A 16,647-nucleotide genomic window follows, 5' to 3' on the forward strand; every position below is an offset into this window, starting at 1 on the left:
GGATGCCGGAATGTGAAAGGGTCGTGCAAGCCAAAGAGAACAGAGCAAAACCACAGCGCAAAAAGAAACAGAGCGAGTATCAGGGGCATTGTCCCTGCTGCGCCTACCGGCGCCAGGACCATGCTCGAGGGAAAGAAAAAGATGCTGAACGCGACAATCCTTAGGAAGAGGGGCGTGCGGCCAGCCTTGGACGTCTGAGGGTCGAAATCGAGCATGGTGACAGCAGGAGGCTTCGGGAACACCAAAGGGCTCCGGGATGACCGCTTGGCCCTCCTTTGGCTCTTTGTCCCGGACATTTCCTGGCTTGCGGTCACGAGGCACGATCCCCGGTGAGAACCTCGGCACATGCTGTCTCGATAATGGAAGCCACCTGCTTCTTGGTTTCTTCCCAGTCCTGGCGCTCCCTTGTGGCCACCCGCGCAGCCCTGCCCTCGACGTCGGCGGCCTCCACCGCCGTCGAGAGCGCGTCCGCCATCCCCCACGGGGTGGGACGCCCCCAAACGGCATCATCCGTGGACAAGACGGCACGGGAATACGCAGATTCGTTGAGCACCGGGATATTGCCTGCAGACATCAATTCTTCCGGAACCAACGAAATGTTCGTAAAGGATATGGCCAGGCCAGCGATAGTCCGGTTGTAGAGCTCGTTCAGCTGTGTTGGCGTCAAGTTTCCGTGGTTCATGACAGGGATGGACCAACCCGATACGTTGTCACCGTAAACGTGGATCTCTTGTTCCGGGTGTGTCTGGTGGAAGCGCTCAAGCGCCAGCTTCGCGAGCAAATAGCCTCTGCGGTCCACGCTCTTCTTGGCGTAGAAGACCACCCCACGGCGCGATACGGGACGTTCGGGAAGAACCCGATAGATATCGTTGTCGCAGCCGAACGGAACAATCGCGTCCGGGGGCGTCCCGACCTCGTTTTCCATCACCCCGGCGATCATGTTCCCCAGCGCGATGTTCTTAAAACCGAATCGGTAGGTGTCCTCGGCCAACGCATAGAAGGTGCCACGCGGGTAGAAAAAGGGCTCGTAGTCCTGAATGAAGTAAAAGCGATGGGCCGGGCTGGTCACGCGGGACGCCACGACGTGCGCGGTTGCCCATGAGCTAGCAACTACCGCGTCCACGTCCGCCATGCCCTGCGTGGCGCTTCGAACCTCTGCCCGCATCCCGGGCCAGTTGCGGCGCACGACTTCCTCATGTCGCGCCACATCGTCCGCGTACCGGTCGTAGAGGAACAAGGTGCAGCGATGGCCACGCTCTTCCAGGCCCTGGACCATCCGGAACAGCGTCGTGTGCCCGCCGGATCCGGCAGCGGGTGGCGTGCATACCCAGCCGATGTGCAGTTGCTCCTTCAGGATCTGCCGCGGCGCCGGCAAACCCAGATTGCCCGAGTCCGCAATGTCCTCTTGACGCAAGGGAAAATCGAACTCTGCCCAGGAGAGCCGTTCACCCAAAGCTTGAAAGAGCCGGCGGCTTCCACGCCGGGCGAAACCAGACCACCCCTCATTCCTGAGGTGCGAGATCAACTGGGTGGCGTCTATGCGGGAGGGCACGGTCAACTCCTGTTCCCTGTGCGGTCAGTGCCGGCCAATACGGGATTCCTGAGGGTGGCCTCGCCTGCGGCTGCTTGTTTGATGTCACTGAGCAACGCCCGCGCCCGACGAAAGGTGAAAAGGGCATAGACGACGAGGCCAGCGAACGCTCCGGCCAGAACCGCGAGAAGGGCAACCGGGATCTGGGCGGCTACCAGCCAGGCCAGGACGCCGCAAACAACCGCCGCAGCCGCAGCGGGGAAACAAATACGCAAGAGGGACAGGATCCTTGCACCGGTGGATTTCGCCACCAGCACGAGATAAACGGGAATGACGACGAACCAGGTCACGACGACGTGGGCGAACCCGGCACCCGCAATTCCCCCCAGACGCACGCCGATGAGCATCGCCGGAACAAGGGCAACGAGCCAAATGACCTGGACCCAGAACAGGCCAACGGTCTTGCCCGCGCCCACACACAGATCAGCGAACATCTCCGAGAGGATCCTCGCGGCACCGAAGATTCCCAAACTGACCATCGCGGCGGCTGCTGCACTCCATTTGTCGCCGTAGAAGGTGACAATGAGGGGTGCGCCGAGCCCCGCCAGGAGGGCCGAGACCGGGAAGCCGATGTACGCAATTCCGGCCGTGACCTTCAACGCCGCGGCGCCGAGAGTTCCATTTGCATTCAGCCTGCCGAAAGTCGGCACGGCAACCGTCCGGATCACGGCGGTAATCACGCTGCTGGGCATACTCGCCAAGTTGAAGGCCAGTAAATACAACCCTAGCTGCACGGGTCCCAACTCCGGGCCGATGATCATGTAGTCGAGGTTCAGGGTGACAAAAACGACCAGATTGGCCATGGCCAGTGGAAGCCCGAGCCGAAGAATCCCCTTGGCTTCCACGATATTGAAACCGGGGAAGTAGCGCTTTGGGCTGATGATCCAGTAACCGATGGTTGCTGTCAGTTGCCCTCCCACCCGTGAAAGTGCCAAAGCCATCGCACCCCAGCCCCACAGCGCCATCGGAATGACCAGAACCAGGGCAACGACGGTGTTCAGTACGTCAACCAGGATCCTGCGCTTTTGCAGGAAGTCGCGCCATATCAGTGCAGTAGGAACGGACGCCATTCCAGAGAGCAATACCGTCAGCCCCATTACCTGGACGACCGGGGCTGCACCGGGATCCCCCAGTGCGGCAGCAAGCAAGGGTGCAAGCAGGATCACGAGCGCAGTCAGCAGGACGCTCGTGACCAGCGAAATGGTAAAAACAGTCGGAGCGATCTCGTCCGGATCGCGATCACCGCGGCCGAGGGCAGCCGTGGCTCCAAGCTCTGCGATATTCACGGCAATTACCTGCACGACGAGTGCCACCGCCAAGGCGCCGAAATGTTCCGGCGCAATAAGACGGGCGACCACGAGCGTGGTGATGAATTGAAGGACGCGGGAAAGACCAACATTGAGTGCACCCCAGAGAGTGCCCCTGCGCAGCCTGCTGGCCAGCGATCCGGTCCCTTCGCCGAGTGCGCTCATGAAATCCCCACCATTCGCCAAGCACGCCAACGCAAGCGGTCCGCCTGGGTGCGGAAAATTTCGACAGTCCGCTGCCAGGGCAGCGGCGGTTTGCCCTCATCGGCTCGCACCAAACGCCAGCGCACCCCACGGATCCGGAACGACGCCGGTTGTCCCGGCCAGACTCGCAACGCGAAATCCTGCAGGGCCGAGGCGTCCGAGGTGGAACCACCTGAGTCGAGCGTGCGAGCCGCGAGGATAAGCGCTTCACGGCGCAGTGCGCGCCGGGCTCGGTCCAGGAGCCTGTCCGCTTGGGGTAACCCGCGCAAGACCTCCGACGTCAGCAGAACCCGGAACGCCTCAAGCCGATGCCGTAGATCAACCACCATGGTGGCAAACGAGGTCAAATGCATATTGGCGCCATGGACCCGGTAGAACGCCTGGATCGGCCCGTTGATCCTGCCTACATCCCAATGGGCCGCGGTACGGAGCCAGTATTCCAAATCTCCGGAATGGGGCAGCAATCGATTGTAAAAGCCCACTTGTTGCAGGACCTCGGTGCGCATGACCACCTCAGGGGACAAGATGAAGCACCTCCCCCGCCGACAAGCCCAATTGATCCATTCGTGACCCGCCCAAACGGTCCACGACTGCCACCTCGAGCTGGCGGCCCGGGGCAGTTGACGCTCATTGGAGAATTCCAGCGGCCTCCCGTAAACCATTCCCACCCGCGGGTTGGAATGCATCAAGTCAGTGGCACGGGACAGGGCCCCGGGGGCCAGCAAATCGTCTGCCGAAAGAAGTGCGACATACTCGGTGACCACGCGCGACAAACCGTCGTTATACGTGGCTATATGACCCATGTTCCGTTCGTGGACCACCACAGTTATCCGGGGATCGCGTAGCGCCAAATCGCGGGCCACTTGGGCCGAATTATCGGTGGACGCGTCGTCAACAACTATTACTTGTGCATCGACGCCGGCCTGGGACAATACTGAAGCGGTGACGGCGGGCAAGTATTGTGCGTAGTTATAGCAAGGTACGACGACGGTCACTTGGGCTGTGTTCCGGGCGCTACGCGGTCGCATGATTCTCATGGTTCCCCGCATCCACGTATTTCATGGTTAGAGCGTCCCCTCCAGTTGAGACCGAGACCAAAAGCCAGATCGAACATTGGATTCAGCCTATGGACGTCCGCCCCGCGGAGCGCGAGTACTTGTCACTTGAATTGACCTCATCCGCCACTCGTCCGGGCCCGAATGACCACTCAGCAGGAACTCGGCCCTGCCCTGATCCTCAAGCGTTCAAAGGTCCCGCCGTCTTTGGTGTGGCCTAATATGCGCCCACGGGCCGGATCATCGCCCGCGCCGTCCGCCAAAGAATGATGATGTCTCCGACGATCGACCAGTTCTCGACGTAATACAGGTCCAGCCGGACGCTGTCCTGCCAGTTAAGCTCCGAGCGGCCATTGATTTGCCACATTCCGGTCAGCCCGGGCTTGATGTAAAGCCGGCGGTGGACGTGTCTCTCGTAGCCATCGACTTCCCGTTGGAGGGGTGGCCTGGGACCAACGAGACTCATGTCCCCGAGAAACACATTCCAGAACTGCGGGAGCTCATCGAGGGAATAATGCCTCATCCATTTACCGACCCGGGTTACCCGAGGGTCGTGTTCCATCTTGAATAGCAACCCGGCACCCTCATTCTGGTCAAGCAACTGGGCCAGGTCCTGCTCCGCGGTCTCCACCATGGAACGGAATTTGAACATGACGAAGGTTTGTCCTCTTCGCCCAATGCGCTCCTGCCGGAAAATTACGGGCCCCGGGCTGTCCCGCCGGATCAGAACGGCGAGCACCGCAAAAACGGGCAACAACACCACCAAGGCGGCGGCCGAGAGAATGATGTCGAGCACCCGTTTCATCGCATGCTTGGCACCGGCATATTGCGGGAGCTCAACGTGCATGAGCGGCAGCCCCTCCACAGGACGCGAATGAATCCTGGGGCCGGCCACATTTGTCAGTCCTGTCGTCAGGATCAGCTCGGTTGAACTTTCCTCCAACTGCCAGCCGAGCTCCTGAATGTATGTACTGCCGCCTTCAACCTGCCCGGCAATGATGACTGCATCGGCATCGGTCGCCGCGACCGCGTGCACGACCGAATAGATGTCGCCGACGACGGGCACGGCCTTTCCGTTGACCATCAGGTTTGGCGGCTGCTGCGGGCCCTGCAGCGCGACGCCGACTACTTTATAGATCGGTCCGGACTTCTTCTCAATCTGGTTGATGACGTATCGGACTTCTTCGGAGGCGCCCAGGACCAAGACTCTCGAGAGGTAATGTCCATGAACGCGCTGGCGCGTCAGCCACCGCCTCAACGACCACCGGGACGTCATCAGTCCTAGGCACCCCAGCGGAAACACGAGTGCAATGTAGCCGCGCGCAATCTCTATCTCGAAGACAACGCACGCCATGTTGAGCAGCCCAAGGAGGACTATGGTCGCGCTAAAGACGCGTTTGTACTCGTCCGGGCCGATTCCAACGACTTGCTTGTCCCGGCTGCGGTAGACACCCAACGCGACCATCCAGGCGCTGGCGAGCGCTAGCGAAATCGGAAAATATCCCACACGAAAGCCGCCAATAATAACAAAGGCATTTTCGAATCCAAATCGGGCAACCTGCGCGAAAGCGGCCACGGAAAAAACGACTATGGCATCGACGAGCCACAAAAGACGGTAGTAGCGGCGAGCCCAAAACACTCCGGACACGGCTCCGGCATAACGCCTACCGTCACGTTGGGAACGGTCGAACAAAGGATCTTTGATGAAAGACGTACGAAGCCCGAATCCAACGTCACCTGTTGCAGCTTCTTCCGAGGGGCTCACGGCCACACCATCGTCGCATGGAGAGTTTGCCCGCTATCTCCTGGGGCAATTGTTGCCACACTTTTCGATACAAAAGGGCAGCGCACTTTTATCACAAGCATGTTGCAGGGCACATCGACACCCGCTTCTTCCACAAGTTCTTGGTCTGGCTGGCTCGACGTCGGAAATTGCCAACCAAAGGGAACTTCAGGCTATGAAAGATCGGCTCCCCTCACACGAGTAGCCCCCACCTATCATTTCCAAGCGACGACACCTGCAACGTTCGCCGCCGTACCTGCATCGCACTCGAGTACTCCTGCTTGCTGGATCCGGGCACCAAGCAATGGAACCCGGCAAAAACGAGCAGCGGCCCGGAACCAAAAGGTTCCGGGCCACTGCATTTTACGGACCAGCTATTTAATAGTTTCGGGTTTCCGTCTGTCCAGCGCTTCCTGAGCTGCTTGCCGGCGGGTTGAAGGGTGCCGGCAAGTTCCACGGACAGCCGGCAATAGCAACGGAGAACCCCGGGGAAAACGAAAGGGCCACCCGAAATGGGTGACCCTTTCAATTTCAATAATTCTGAGCCTAGCGAAACACGGATCACGTCCATGTTCGAATAGACCCCTTTGGTGGAGCTGAGGGGACTCGAACCCCTGACCCCCTGCATGCCATGCAGGTGCGCTACCAGCTGCGCCACAGCCCCGAACTTTGCCCGCCGCGACTTTCATCCCCGCCGGAGCAACTCGTCAATACTAAACCACAACGATGTGAGATAGGAAATCGAACGCCGTCGGCTCCCCGTTAGGTGAGGCGCGTTAGGACAGATGAGGTGCGGTCGATTGCTCGGCCGCACCTCCCCCCATTACTGCCCTTCAACTTGTTGCCGCAAACACAACGAGCCACTGGACTGAAGTCTAGAGACTGGAAGGCCATTAAACAAACCGTTCAACCGGTTTATGATCGATCGATCTCGCGGGAAACCAGGTAGGCGGAAGAAAATTCAGCAAGAGCACTGCTGAACGTTTCGGGTTCGCGCCCGGATATCCGCCAGAGATGCTCAGAGGAGTACCAGTGATCCTTCGTCACCAAGTCAATCTGGTGGCCGCTGAATCCTGCGGCGCGCAGTGCAGAGCCGGCACGTTCATCATCCCCCAGAAACTTCGGGTACTCCATATCGAATATCCGGGCAACACTCTGCAGAAGGAATGACACCCGAACGGGTTCCGGATATGCGGCATGGAAGGCCCGTCCGGGTTGCCGAGGAGCCAGGGCAAGCCCGGAAACCAGTCCTCCCAGCGCCTCCACACCAATGAGCGAAAGCAGCGCCGAACCATCGCCCGGCCATCCCCCCGCCACTTCCAGCAGCTTGAGCAGCCCCGGAACAAACCAGCGGTCTCCCGCGCCGAACACGAGGTTGGGACGAACAACCTCGGCGCCATAGCCGAGAACCAACTGTTCAGCCGCCGCACGGCTGGCGCTGGCCACCGAGGCCGGGTGATAGCCGGCCTCGGTTTCAAGGAGGCCGCGGTGCGGGCCGCTTCCGTAAACACTGCAGGTGCTGACATAGATCAGCCGGTCAACTCCGGCTTGCCGGCACTGCTCAATGACGTTGCGCGTGCCGATCTCGTTGATCTCATGGGCAAGACGAGGGTCGGAGCCCACATATGATGCTGCGTGGATGACGACATCCGTATCGGACAAGAAGGGGATCAGGCTCCCCGGCACGGAAATGTCGGCGGTCGCAATGGTAGCGTTATTGTTTCGTAGTCTTGCAACCGGTTTTCGTGAGAGTGCCACAACGTGCGCCTCTCCGGATCCGGCGAGTGAGGCTGCAACCCGGCTTCCAATGAAGCCTGACGAACCCAGGACCAGAACCCGGGGCACACGGTCAACACGTGTTGGCATGGCCCTCAACCGATCCTCAGGGTTCGTCAGATTCATGTACTCAAGTATCCCGGACGCAGAAACCGGAGAGGTCTCCACGCTGATCATGCAACAACGTGCCAAAGCCACCCGAACAGCAGTAATTGAGGGAGCAGCGTCGATCTTTGAAGAGGTCGGCTACGGAAATGCAAGCCTGAGCGACGTCACTGACCGCGCCTCGGTCACCAAAGGCGCGCTGTACTTCCATTTCAAGTCGAAGGAAGACCTGGCGCTTGCGGTCATCGCCGAACAGCACAACATCGTGCGTGTCGCGGGAGAGAAGATCGCCGCCGCGGGGCTGCCCGCACTGGAGACCATGATCGCCATGTGCCGGACATTCGGGCAACAGCTACTCGACGAGCCCATTGTCAGGGCTGGAATCCGGCTGACATTTGAAGCTTCGGCGTTCAATGGAGACGTCAAAGGTCCCTACCAGGACTGGGTCACGACCATGGAGATGCTGACGCGCCAGGCTCAACTGGAAGGTGACGTGCGGCCCGAAGTTGATGCCGCGGATTTCGCACGGTATTTGGTTGCGTCTTTCACGGGCGTCCAGATGGTTTCCAACGTGCTGACCGAACGGCGCGACGTTCTCAAGCGGATCGACGACATGTGGCGTTTCATGATGCCCGCGATCGCGCCGATTCACCCGCAGGGCTCAGTGACCCCGTGAACTAGCGCGGACTTTTGACCCGAGCCAACAAGGACATGAGGATGTCTTCCTGGTGCAACAAGCGGACCCTCATCACACCGAGGGCATTATGTGGTTCGAGCTGTGTCACAGCAACATCCACGGGATAGCTGAACTCGACCAACTTCATGAATTCCGCCTCAAACAGGGCAAAATCGGCATCCGGGCGGGAAGACGCTGCGCGCACAGCTTGCCTCGCGGCTTCAACCAGAAGCATTCCCGGGACATGGTCCAGGGGATGGTCAAAGAAGATGGGGTGGGTTGGATCAACCCGCAGCGGCCAGACGGACGGGCGCGAACTTTGCCCGAGCATCACGTTCCGCTGGGTGGCATGCCCGACGTCGGCACATGCCAGCAAGTCTTCGCCGGCCCCGGGAAGCACAGGGGGGACCGCGCCGCGAAATCGCTCGTACGTGGCAGGATTCACAATGCGGGCAGCCGCCGCACCTTCCCCGATGGGAGTGCCATCAACGACGAACCGCGCAGACACAGTCAGGGCCGACAGCTGCCCTCCGCTGAGCTTCATATCCTTCACGTCAAGCTCGACAGCAACCTGCGCGGGCACTAGGGGATCCAAGGCCGCGGGTTCCACCGAGATGCTCATGTGCGGCATGAGGAACTTGTGCGTGAGGGGCACTCCGCACAAGTGGGACAAAAAGATCACTGCCTGCCTCAACGTCTCGGCCATGAGGGCCGAATCCGGGGAACCGTCCGGCGATCCATAAAAGACATGCCATCGCGGCCATTGCGCCCCCGCAACGAACCGCCTGGAACTTGATTGAACAAAGTCAGTCAAGAAGACTTCCGAAACGGAGCGCTTATGAACGAGCTCCCGATTGACGGAAGCCTCGAAGAGCGCTTCATCGCGCATTGGGTCCCCCCACTCCTCCCAGGATCTGCTGGAGCAACGATCGCTGCTGTTGCGCCCCCATTAAACGCCCAAATCCTATCGGCAAGCCGGGCCCATGGAGCTATCGGAGGGAGTGAACCGGCCCCAAATTGACATACCTACTGGTCGGTTTGTAGTTTGGCTATATGGAGATAGGCGATACCGGCAGCACGCCCAAGGGCGCAGCCACGCGTAGTGAGATCCTTCGGGTTGCCGCGGATGTTTTTGCGCGCAAGGGTTTCGAGCAGACCCGGATGGACGACATCATCCGCGAAGTCGGGCTCACGAAGGGGGCCATCTACTTCCATTTCTCCTCGAAGGCAATGTTGGCCCAGGCCGTCGTCGACGAGCAAAAGGCACGTTGGCTGCGCCGCGTCCACGAGGAAATTCTCAGCAAGAACAACCCTCTGGAGGAGTTGCGCCATCTTGGGGAGTTCATGGTCAGGACAGTCCTGAGCGACACATCCGCGTGGGGCGTGGTGCATTTGGCGAATCAACTGGCATCCACGAAGGAGCACCCCGGCGGAGCCTCCCCCCTGGCCGCATGGGTGGATCTCGTCGCCGGCATTCTTCAACGGGGCCGCGCAAGCGGCGTCTTGACGTTTTCAGGCGATCCCGGCGACGCGGCAACGGTTATCGTGGCCGCATTCGATGGGTTGAAGTCGGTCACCGACGCCCTTGACCCCAAAGATCTCGATGCCTTCGAGCGACGCGCGACCCTACTACTGCAGCTCCTCGAGCAGCAGTTCATTTCCAGCGAGTAGCGCAGCAAACCAAGAGCCAAAGACTTCGACGCGTAGCCAAAAAACAAACCGCACAGTCAGTTTATTAGCAGTCAGTTTATTAGGAGTAGAAATGAATATTTCAGCCAAAACAGCCCTCATCACTGGAGCGTCTACCGGCATTGGCTCAGTCTTTGCCCGAAGGCTGGCCGCAGAGGGCGCACGCTTGATCCTGGTTGCGCGCAGCCAGGACAAACTTGACGCGCTTGCGGATGAACTTCGCGGGCTCGGCACCGAAGTGACCGTCCTGGCCATGGACTTGAGCCTGCCGGACTCCGCAAAGGAACTCCAGCTCACCACCGATTCCCTGGGACTCACAGTGGACATCCTGGTCAACAACGCGGGATTCGGAACACACGGACAAGTTCTCGACGCAGACGCCGATCGCTATGCAGAACAGATCCAGTTGAACTGCTCCACCTTGGTCGGTACCACCACGCGCTACCTGCCCGGTATGGTTGAGCGCGGCGCGGGGACCATCATCAACATCGCGAGTACGGCCGCATTCCAGCCGATACCCCACATGGCCGTCTACGGGGCCACAAAGGCCTTCGTACTCTCGTTCACCCAAGCGCTGTGGGCAGAGACGCAAGGAACGGGCGTGAAAGTCCTGGCCGTGTGCCCGGGCGCTACGGACACGCCCTTCTTTGAAGTCGCCGGCGAGGCGGCAGCCGCTGGATCCATGCGGACCCCGGGACAAGTCGTGGACACCGCCATGTCCGCGATTCGCGGGAACAAGCCGAGCGTTGTGGATGGCCGGCTCAACTCCTTTGTTGCCCGGGTAGCCGTCAAGCTACTCCCGGAGAAGCTGGTTCTCGCGGCCGCGGGACGAGCCGTGCGCCCGGCCAACTAGTCGCACGCCCAACCAACTCGCAGTAGGTGTCGTTTTGAGCGCCAAAACGGCATCTACTGCCAGCCACTTGGGCTGCCACGCGAAAATGGGCAGCCCTGCGATCAGGGTCCCTGGATGATTCCGATCTGGACTACTCCCGTGTTGACCAGCGTCTTGGCCAAGTAGACAACCTGGCCGGAGTGCTCCACGGTCTGAGTCAGAATCAGCACCGGATCCTTGGCATCCAGCTCAAGCAGCTCGCCTCGCGCGACGCCCGGGGTGCCCGCAGCAATGTCAGTCTCGCCGGGACCAAAGGCCGGCCCAACAGCCGTGATCAAGTTAGCCAGGAGCGTAGCCTCTCCCCCTGCGTCGTCCACAATGGCCCGTGCCGCTTCAGGGTCACGATCAATGAGACCCCCCTTGCTTGCGACATGTTCTTGGACCAAGGCAATAGGTGAGCCATCCCGTTTGAGGACGCTCTCGAAGAACCAGGAGGGCTCCTCTTCGCGGATTCCGAGGGGCTCTGCGGTGAACACCGACGACGACGGGTGGAGTACGTGCTGCGTACGGCTGACCTGGATAGCGGAGCCGGCCTCGGCCAAAATCTCTTCCATGGGCCTGATCCGTTCAAGGCCAACCCGCGGCAGGCGGGTAGCCACAAAGCGTCCAATGCCCCGGCGGGACCGTACGTATCCGTCTTCCTCGAGGAGCATGAGCGCCTCACGGACCACCGTCCGGCTGACCTTCATCGCCGAACCCAGGTCCGTTTCCGAGGGCAATAGCGACGAAACGGGAAAGTGCCCCGCCCTGATTGCGTTCATGATGCGCGAGTAAACGGCAACGCGGAGCGGGATGTTGGCGGTGGCATCCAACGGCTCCGAAAGAACGGCCTCAGCACTGCGGTCCAAGATGGCTCCCTTCGTCGATATTGAGAGTTTACGCGATGGGTATTCCGAGCTTGTATAACAAGCGTGTATGATTCACATATAAGCCATCTTGTGCTCTGCGCCACACCTGCATCGAGCCGCCCCCGAAGCCGTTTTGTTTCAAACAAGGAAGTTTGTCCATGACAACCCAAGCCACCAACACCGCAGGGCTCCCTGTCCGGCGAAAAGCAGCCCGAGTGCCTGTCCTCATCGCCACGCTCATCCTTTCGATCCTCAGTTACCAGCTCAACGCCAGCCTGTTCTCGGCGGCCCTGCCGGCCATGGCCGCCCATTTCCAGGAATCCACGGAAAACGTGGCCAAGGTCCAGTCGCTGTTCTTCCTGACCGGCGCCGTCCTGGGTATGGCATTTTCCCGATGGAGCGACTTCCTGGGACGCCGCCGGACCCTGTTGATCGTCCTCTCCCTCATGTTGTGCGGCACGGTCCTATGCCTTTTGGCGCCGAACCTGACCGTTCTTCTCGTGGGCCGGGTCCTGCAGAGTGCCACGAGCGCCACGTTCACCATTTCTTTCCTGCTCTTGTCCGAGCGCTTCAGCAAACGCCTCTTCGGCATTTCCGTCGGCGTCATTTCGGCGGTCAACGGCGGCATCGGCGGGCTCGACGGTTTCCTGGGCGGATTCATCACCGACACCATCGGCTGGCAGTTCCTCTTTGTCCTGGTCCTCGCCGTGGGCGTGCTGGCGATCGTGCTGGTCGCCGTCGTGGTCCCGAAGAGGCCCGCCCGGACACGGGAGGGACGCATGGACTGGTGGGGCGCGGGCACCCTGGGCACGTTCCTGGTTCTCTTGAGCAACCTGATCGGACAAGCTTCCACTTCCGGATGGGGCGATGCCTGGACCCTCGGCTATCTCGCCGGCGCACTGATTGCCGGGCTGGCGTTCGTGGCCGTGGAAAGGCGGGTGGCGCGTCCGCTGATCGCGATCGAGCAATTGCGGTCCCGCCAAGTATGGCCGGTCTTGGCGAGCACGGTGCTGACACTTGCCGGCATCTTCTCGGCGTTGAACTTCACCGTGATCCTCCTGAGCCAGGACGCACGAGCCGGATACGGACTGTCCGCTTCCATGTCAGCCCTCCTGTACCTGACGCCCACAGCCTTCGTGGGCGTGCTCACTGCAGTGTTCTCCGGCTGGTTCGCGCAGCGGATCGGCTGGTTCAAGGCCCTGCGGATCAGCAGCGGGCTGATCGTCGTTGCAGCAGTAGCGGTCGCAATCTTTGCCGCGGACCGCTGGATGGTCTTCGCCCTGCTGATCATCATGGGAGTCCTCTATCTCGGCCAGTTCCAGAGCACCGTCAGCGGCATCGCCGTGTTGAATTCACCCAAATCGGCGCCGGGTTCGGTGCCCGGCCTGAATGGGGCATGCTTTGGAATCGGAGCCAGTGTGGGAATCGCCGTCGTCGCACCCGCCGTCGCCGCCGGAACCATCGCCGACTACCAAACTGCCCTGTGGATCTCGGCGGGCTTCGCCCTCGCAGCCTTTGCTGCTTCCCTGGTCCTCCGGCCTGTCGCTGCGAGCGCCGCAGCGACACCCGCCGTCGTCGTCGCCCATGCCTAAGCCCGAACCCACGTCAGCACATCCACGAAGGAGCACCATGACCACCACCACACCGCAGCCGTTCTATCTCGATTGCGACACCGGCATCGACGATTCCCTCGCAATCGCCTATCTTCTGGCGAGCCCCGAGGTGGAGCTGGCCGGGATCGGCACGGTCAGCGGCAACGTCAGCGCCGCAACCGGGGCCGTCAACACGTTGAACCTGCTGCACGCAGCCGGCAGGGCCGGGATCCCGGTTGCCGTGGGTGCCCACGATCCCCTCGTGGGAACGTTCGACGGCGGAGCGCCGCACGTTCACGGCGAGAACGGCATCGGCGGGGTCACCTTGGAAGACTCCGGACTGACATTCGAATCCGAGACCGCCGCAGAGATGCTCGTGCGGCTCGCCAACGAGCACCCGGGTGAATTGCGCATCATCGCCGTCGGTCCGCTCACCAATCTGGCCCTCGCGCTGAAGCTGGACCCGAAGCTCCCGGCACTCGTCCGCGATGTCACCATCATGGGTGGAGCCGCGTTTGTGCCGGGCAACATCAGCCCTGCCGCCGAGGCCAACATCTTCAATGACGCAGAGGCGGCGGCCGTGGTGATGGAGGCCGATTGGCCGGTGACCTTGGTTCCCTTGGACGTCACCATGAACCACCGCTTCGATGAGGCCCATCGTGCGGCCCTTGCGACAGCCGGGCATCCGGTGGCCAGCGCGCTCTCCGGCATGCTCGTCCAGTACTTCGCCTTTTACAACACGATTTTCGGTGAGCATTGCGCCGCCCTCCACGATCCGCTGGCAGCGGCAATCGCCGTAGGTGCCCTCGAGCTGGACGACGCCCCGCACGTCGGAATTTCCGTGGACACGAGCAGGGGTGCGGCTCATGGCCAGACCCGCTGTGAGCGTCTCGACGGCGGAGCCGCCAGCGCGCGGAAGGTACCGGAACGGGCGTCCCGGGTTGTGCTGTCCGTCAAGGGCGACGCCGCGGCGCACCTCCTGGAGCGGATCCTGTCCTTGCCCGCGACGAACTAAAAGGGCTTTTGATGAACACTTCTTCTTCGCCCACCGGGCCCAGCCAGGCCGACCTCGAGTTGCTGCACCGCGCCGTTTCCCTCGCGCGGGCAGCCCGGGATCGCGGCGACCATCCGTTCGGCGCACTCCTGTTGGCCCCGGACGGGACGATCGTGGAAGCCATGAACACCGTCAACACGGAACACGATCCCACCGGGCATGCCGAGACGAATCTGGTCCGCCTGAGCGCCAAAACGCTCGATGCCGGGGCATTGGCCGGCAGCACCCTGTACACCAGCACCGAACCGTGTGCCATGTGCACGGGCGCGATCTACTGGGCAGGAATCGGACGCGTGGTCTATGCCTTGTCCGAGAAGGACCTTGCCTCGATCGTCACCGAGCAGTCGGGTGTGCCCACCCTTGACCTGCCCTGCCGCGAAGTCCTTGCCCACGGCGGCGGAAATGTCACCGTAACGGGCCCTGTTCCGCTTCCCGAGGCAACAGAGGTCCACCTCGGGTTCTGGCACTAGACCGGAAACCCAACACCGCCATCCCGCACCATCCCCGAAGGACAACCCATGCCTATCCCCACCACGCTCACAGTCGTCGGCAGCCTCAACGTCGATCTCACGTGCCGCGTACACCGCCTGCCCTCCCCTGGTGAAACCATCGGCGGGGGCACCCTTACCCGTCAGCCCGGCGGAAAAGGAGGCAACCAAGCCGCGGCTGCTGCAAGGCTGGCAGGTGGGGCCCGCATGGTGGGAGCCGTTGGCGAGGACCCGGACGGCCGGCTTCTCATGGAGGCCCTGGACCGGGCAGGGGTTGATATTGCGGCAGTGGAACAGGTATCCGCGCCCACGGGCACGGCGTTGATCGTGATCGACAGCGACGGCGAAAACCAGATCGCCGTCGCACCTGGAGCCAACACGCTGGTCTCGCTGGACCGCGCCGAGCTCTCCGACGGCGGCCCCGTGCTTGCGCAACTGGAGATCGCCGTCGACGCCGTGCTGGAAGCCGCGCGCCGCACCACCGGGTTCTTCGCCCTCAATGCGGCCCCGGCACAGGCACTCCCGGCAGAACTTTTGGAACGGTGCGACCTGGTGATCGTCAACGAGTCCGAGTACGAGCTCATCCCCGAACTCCGGAGCGCCAAACGCGTGGCCGTTACCTACGGTGCGGGCGGGGCGTCGATGTACAGGCAAGGGGTCAAGACCGCCCATGCGCCCGCGAGCAAGACGAGCGTTGTCAACAGCGTGGGGGCCGGCGACGCCTTCTGTGCGGCCCTGGTGCTGGCACTTGCATCGGGCCTTGATGAGGAAAGCAGCCTCGCCGCGGCCTGCGCGGTGGGGGCTGCCGCCGTCGCGAGCGAGCTTTCCCAACCGGAATTCGAGCGGCTGGAACACTACCTGGGGATCTAAGGATCCGAACTTGAGATCCGCCCGATGTGCGCGACACCGCCCGGCAGCAGCGAACCGCGGGCCGCACCGACCATGCCTTCCACCGCGCGGGCCAGATGCGTACCGCGGTCACTGACGCCGTCCCAGCGCACCAGCGCCTGGGCATTCAGGCCGTCCACCATGCCCAGGATCTGCCAGGCGACCGACGGAGCGTCGAACGTGTCGAACTCACGGGATTCGATCCCTGCCTCGACGACGCGCTGCACCACCGCCTGCCATGCATCCATCTGCTCACGGACGCAGGCTGCGAGCGCCTCGTTCCTGCGCCCCAGGGTCCACGCCTCCACCCAGATTGCAGTGACATCGAGCCGGCTGCCGTCCATAAGCGTTTCGAGGAGCATCCCGAGTTTTTCCAAGGGAGTCGGCAGCCTCTCCAGAAGGCCCGCGACCTCCTCGGTCTCCGCCGCCACGATGGTCGCAAAGGTGCCCGCCACGAGGGCCTCCGCATTGGGTTCGTAATGCGCGACGAGCCCCGAGGCCACGCCCACCCGCGCTGCCACGTTGCGCAGCGTAATGGCGGAAAGCCCTTGCTCAAGCGCTATTTCCCGTGCGGCCTCGGCTATTTCGGCCGCGCGTTCGGCCGGCGTCTTCCGGGCAGCGCGTTTCTGTATGGTGCTTGACATCACAGAACAGTCTAAAGTAGTTTTCTTCTTATTGATCATGCGATCAACAAGATCC

The 16,647-nt window shown here is 61.7% G+C and carries 15 protein-coding genes and 1 tRNA gene; 7 read left to right on the forward strand and 9 right to left on the reverse strand.

Features of this window, described 5'->3' with window-relative positions; all coding sequences use genetic code 11:
• Positions 1–310 precede the first annotated feature (310 nt).
• The 6 genes from ACFVTG_RS02760 to ACFVTG_RS02785 all read right to left on the reverse strand — a co-directional run bounded on the left by ACFVTG_RS02760 (position 311) and on the right by ACFVTG_RS02785 (position 7,893).
• On the reverse strand, positions 311–1,552 hold the full coding sequence (locus ACFVTG_RS02760) for a glycosyltransferase family 1 protein (RefSeq protein ID WP_390277750.1): 1,242 nt from the start codon (positions 1,550–1,552) through the stop codon (positions 311–313).
• A 2-nt stretch (positions 1,553–1,554) separates the two neighbouring features.
• Positions 1,555–3,063 (reverse strand): lipopolysaccharide biosynthesis protein, encoded by a 1,509-nt coding sequence (locus ACFVTG_RS02765; RefSeq protein ID WP_284755395.1) that lies wholly within the window; start codon positions 3,061–3,063, stop codon positions 1,555–1,557.
• Positions 3,060–4,130, reverse strand: a complete 1,071-nt coding sequence (locus tag ACFVTG_RS02770) for a glycosyltransferase family 2 protein (RefSeq protein ID WP_390277753.1) — start codon at positions 4,128–4,130, stop codon at positions 3,060–3,062. The genes ACFVTG_RS02765 and ACFVTG_RS02770 overlap by 4 nt, the downstream gene beginning before the upstream one ends.
• A gap of 244 nt (positions 4,131–4,374) precedes the next feature.
• The gene (locus ACFVTG_RS02775; protein WP_390277755.1) at positions 4,375–5,922 is read right to left on the reverse strand and encodes a sugar transferase; all 1,548 of its coding nucleotides are present in this window, start codon (positions 5,920–5,922) and stop codon (positions 4,375–4,377) included.
• A 606-nt stretch (positions 5,923–6,528) separates the two neighbouring features.
• Positions 6,529–6,604 (reverse strand) — tRNA-Ala (locus tag ACFVTG_RS02780).
• 251 nt (positions 6,605–6,855) lie between these two features.
• A complete protein-coding gene (locus tag ACFVTG_RS02785; protein WP_390277757.1) occupies positions 6,856–7,893 on the reverse strand; it encodes an NAD-dependent epimerase/dehydratase family protein in 1,038 nt (345 codons plus the stop codon).
• On the opposite strand from ACFVTG_RS02785, the gene ACFVTG_RS02790 reads away from it, so the two are divergent.
• Positions 7,841–8,497: a ScbR family autoregulator-binding transcription factor gene (locus ACFVTG_RS02790; protein ID WP_284755402.1), complete on the forward strand. Its 657-nt coding sequence runs from the start codon at positions 7,841–7,843 to the stop codon at positions 8,495–8,497. The two genes, ACFVTG_RS02785 and ACFVTG_RS02790, sit on opposite strands and share 53 nt — an antisense overlap.
• A 1-nt stretch (position 8,498) precedes the next feature.
• Here the strand turns inward: ACFVTG_RS02790 and ACFVTG_RS02795 are convergent, their stop codons facing one another.
• Complete coding sequence (locus tag ACFVTG_RS02795; protein ID WP_390277759.1) at positions 8,499–9,386, reverse strand: ScbA/BarX family gamma-butyrolactone biosynthesis protein; 888 nt, start codon at positions 9,384–9,386, stop codon at positions 8,499–8,501.
• A 164-nt stretch (positions 9,387–9,550) separates the two neighbouring features.
• Here ACFVTG_RS02795 and ACFVTG_RS02800 point away from each other — a divergent pair, with 164 nt between their 5' ends.
• Complete coding sequence (locus ACFVTG_RS02800) at positions 9,551–10,168, forward strand: TetR family transcriptional regulator (protein ID WP_390277762.1); 618 nt, start codon at positions 9,551–9,553, stop codon at positions 10,166–10,168.
• 91 nt (positions 10,169–10,259) lie between these two features.
• Positions 10,260–11,039 (forward strand): SDR family NAD(P)-dependent oxidoreductase, encoded by a 780-nt coding sequence (locus tag ACFVTG_RS02805; protein WP_390277765.1) that lies wholly within the window; start codon positions 10,260–10,262, stop codon positions 11,037–11,039.
• 101 nt (positions 11,040–11,140) lie between these two features.
• Here the strand turns inward: ACFVTG_RS02805 and ACFVTG_RS02810 are convergent, their stop codons facing one another.
• Positions 11,141–11,926: a GntR family transcriptional regulator gene (locus ACFVTG_RS02810; protein WP_390277767.1), complete on the reverse strand. Its 786-nt coding sequence runs from the start codon at positions 11,924–11,926 to the stop codon at positions 11,141–11,143.
• 158 nt (positions 11,927–12,084) lie between these two features.
• Between ACFVTG_RS02810 and ACFVTG_RS02815 the strand changes: the two genes are divergently transcribed.
• Genes ACFVTG_RS02815 through ACFVTG_RS02830 form a run of 4 tightly spaced genes read left to right on the forward strand, consistent with a single transcriptional unit; the run spans position 12,085 to position 15,930 of the window.
• Positions 12,085–13,518: an MFS transporter gene (locus ACFVTG_RS02815; RefSeq protein ID WP_390277770.1), complete on the forward strand. Its 1,434-nt coding sequence runs from the start codon at positions 12,085–12,087 to the stop codon at positions 13,516–13,518.
• Positions 13,519–13,555: 37 nt separating this feature from the next.
• Entirely contained in the window at positions 13,556–14,533 is a 978-nt protein-coding gene (locus ACFVTG_RS02820; RefSeq protein WP_390277773.1) for a nucleoside hydrolase, read from the forward strand.
• Between the two features lie 11 nt (positions 14,534–14,544).
• A complete protein-coding gene (locus tag ACFVTG_RS02825; RefSeq protein WP_284755414.1) occupies positions 14,545–15,042 on the forward strand; it encodes a nucleoside deaminase in 498 nt (165 codons plus the stop codon).
• Between the two features lie 48 nt (positions 15,043–15,090).
• Positions 15,091–15,930: a PfkB family carbohydrate kinase gene (locus ACFVTG_RS02830; RefSeq protein WP_390277775.1), complete on the forward strand. Its 840-nt coding sequence runs from the start codon at positions 15,091–15,093 to the stop codon at positions 15,928–15,930.
• On the opposite strand, the gene ACFVTG_RS02835 is transcribed toward ACFVTG_RS02830, so the two are convergent.
• The gene (locus tag ACFVTG_RS02835; protein ID WP_390277777.1) at positions 15,927–16,592 is read right to left on the reverse strand and encodes a TetR/AcrR family transcriptional regulator; all 666 of its coding nucleotides are present in this window, start codon (positions 16,590–16,592) and stop codon (positions 15,927–15,929) included. The two genes, ACFVTG_RS02830 and ACFVTG_RS02835, sit on opposite strands and share 4 nt — an antisense overlap.
• Positions 16,593–16,647 lie beyond the last annotated feature (55 nt).

Source organism: Arthrobacter sp. NPDC058127, from assembly GCF_042884555.1.
GTDB lineage: Bacteria > Actinomycetota > Actinomycetes > Actinomycetales > Micrococcaceae > Arthrobacter.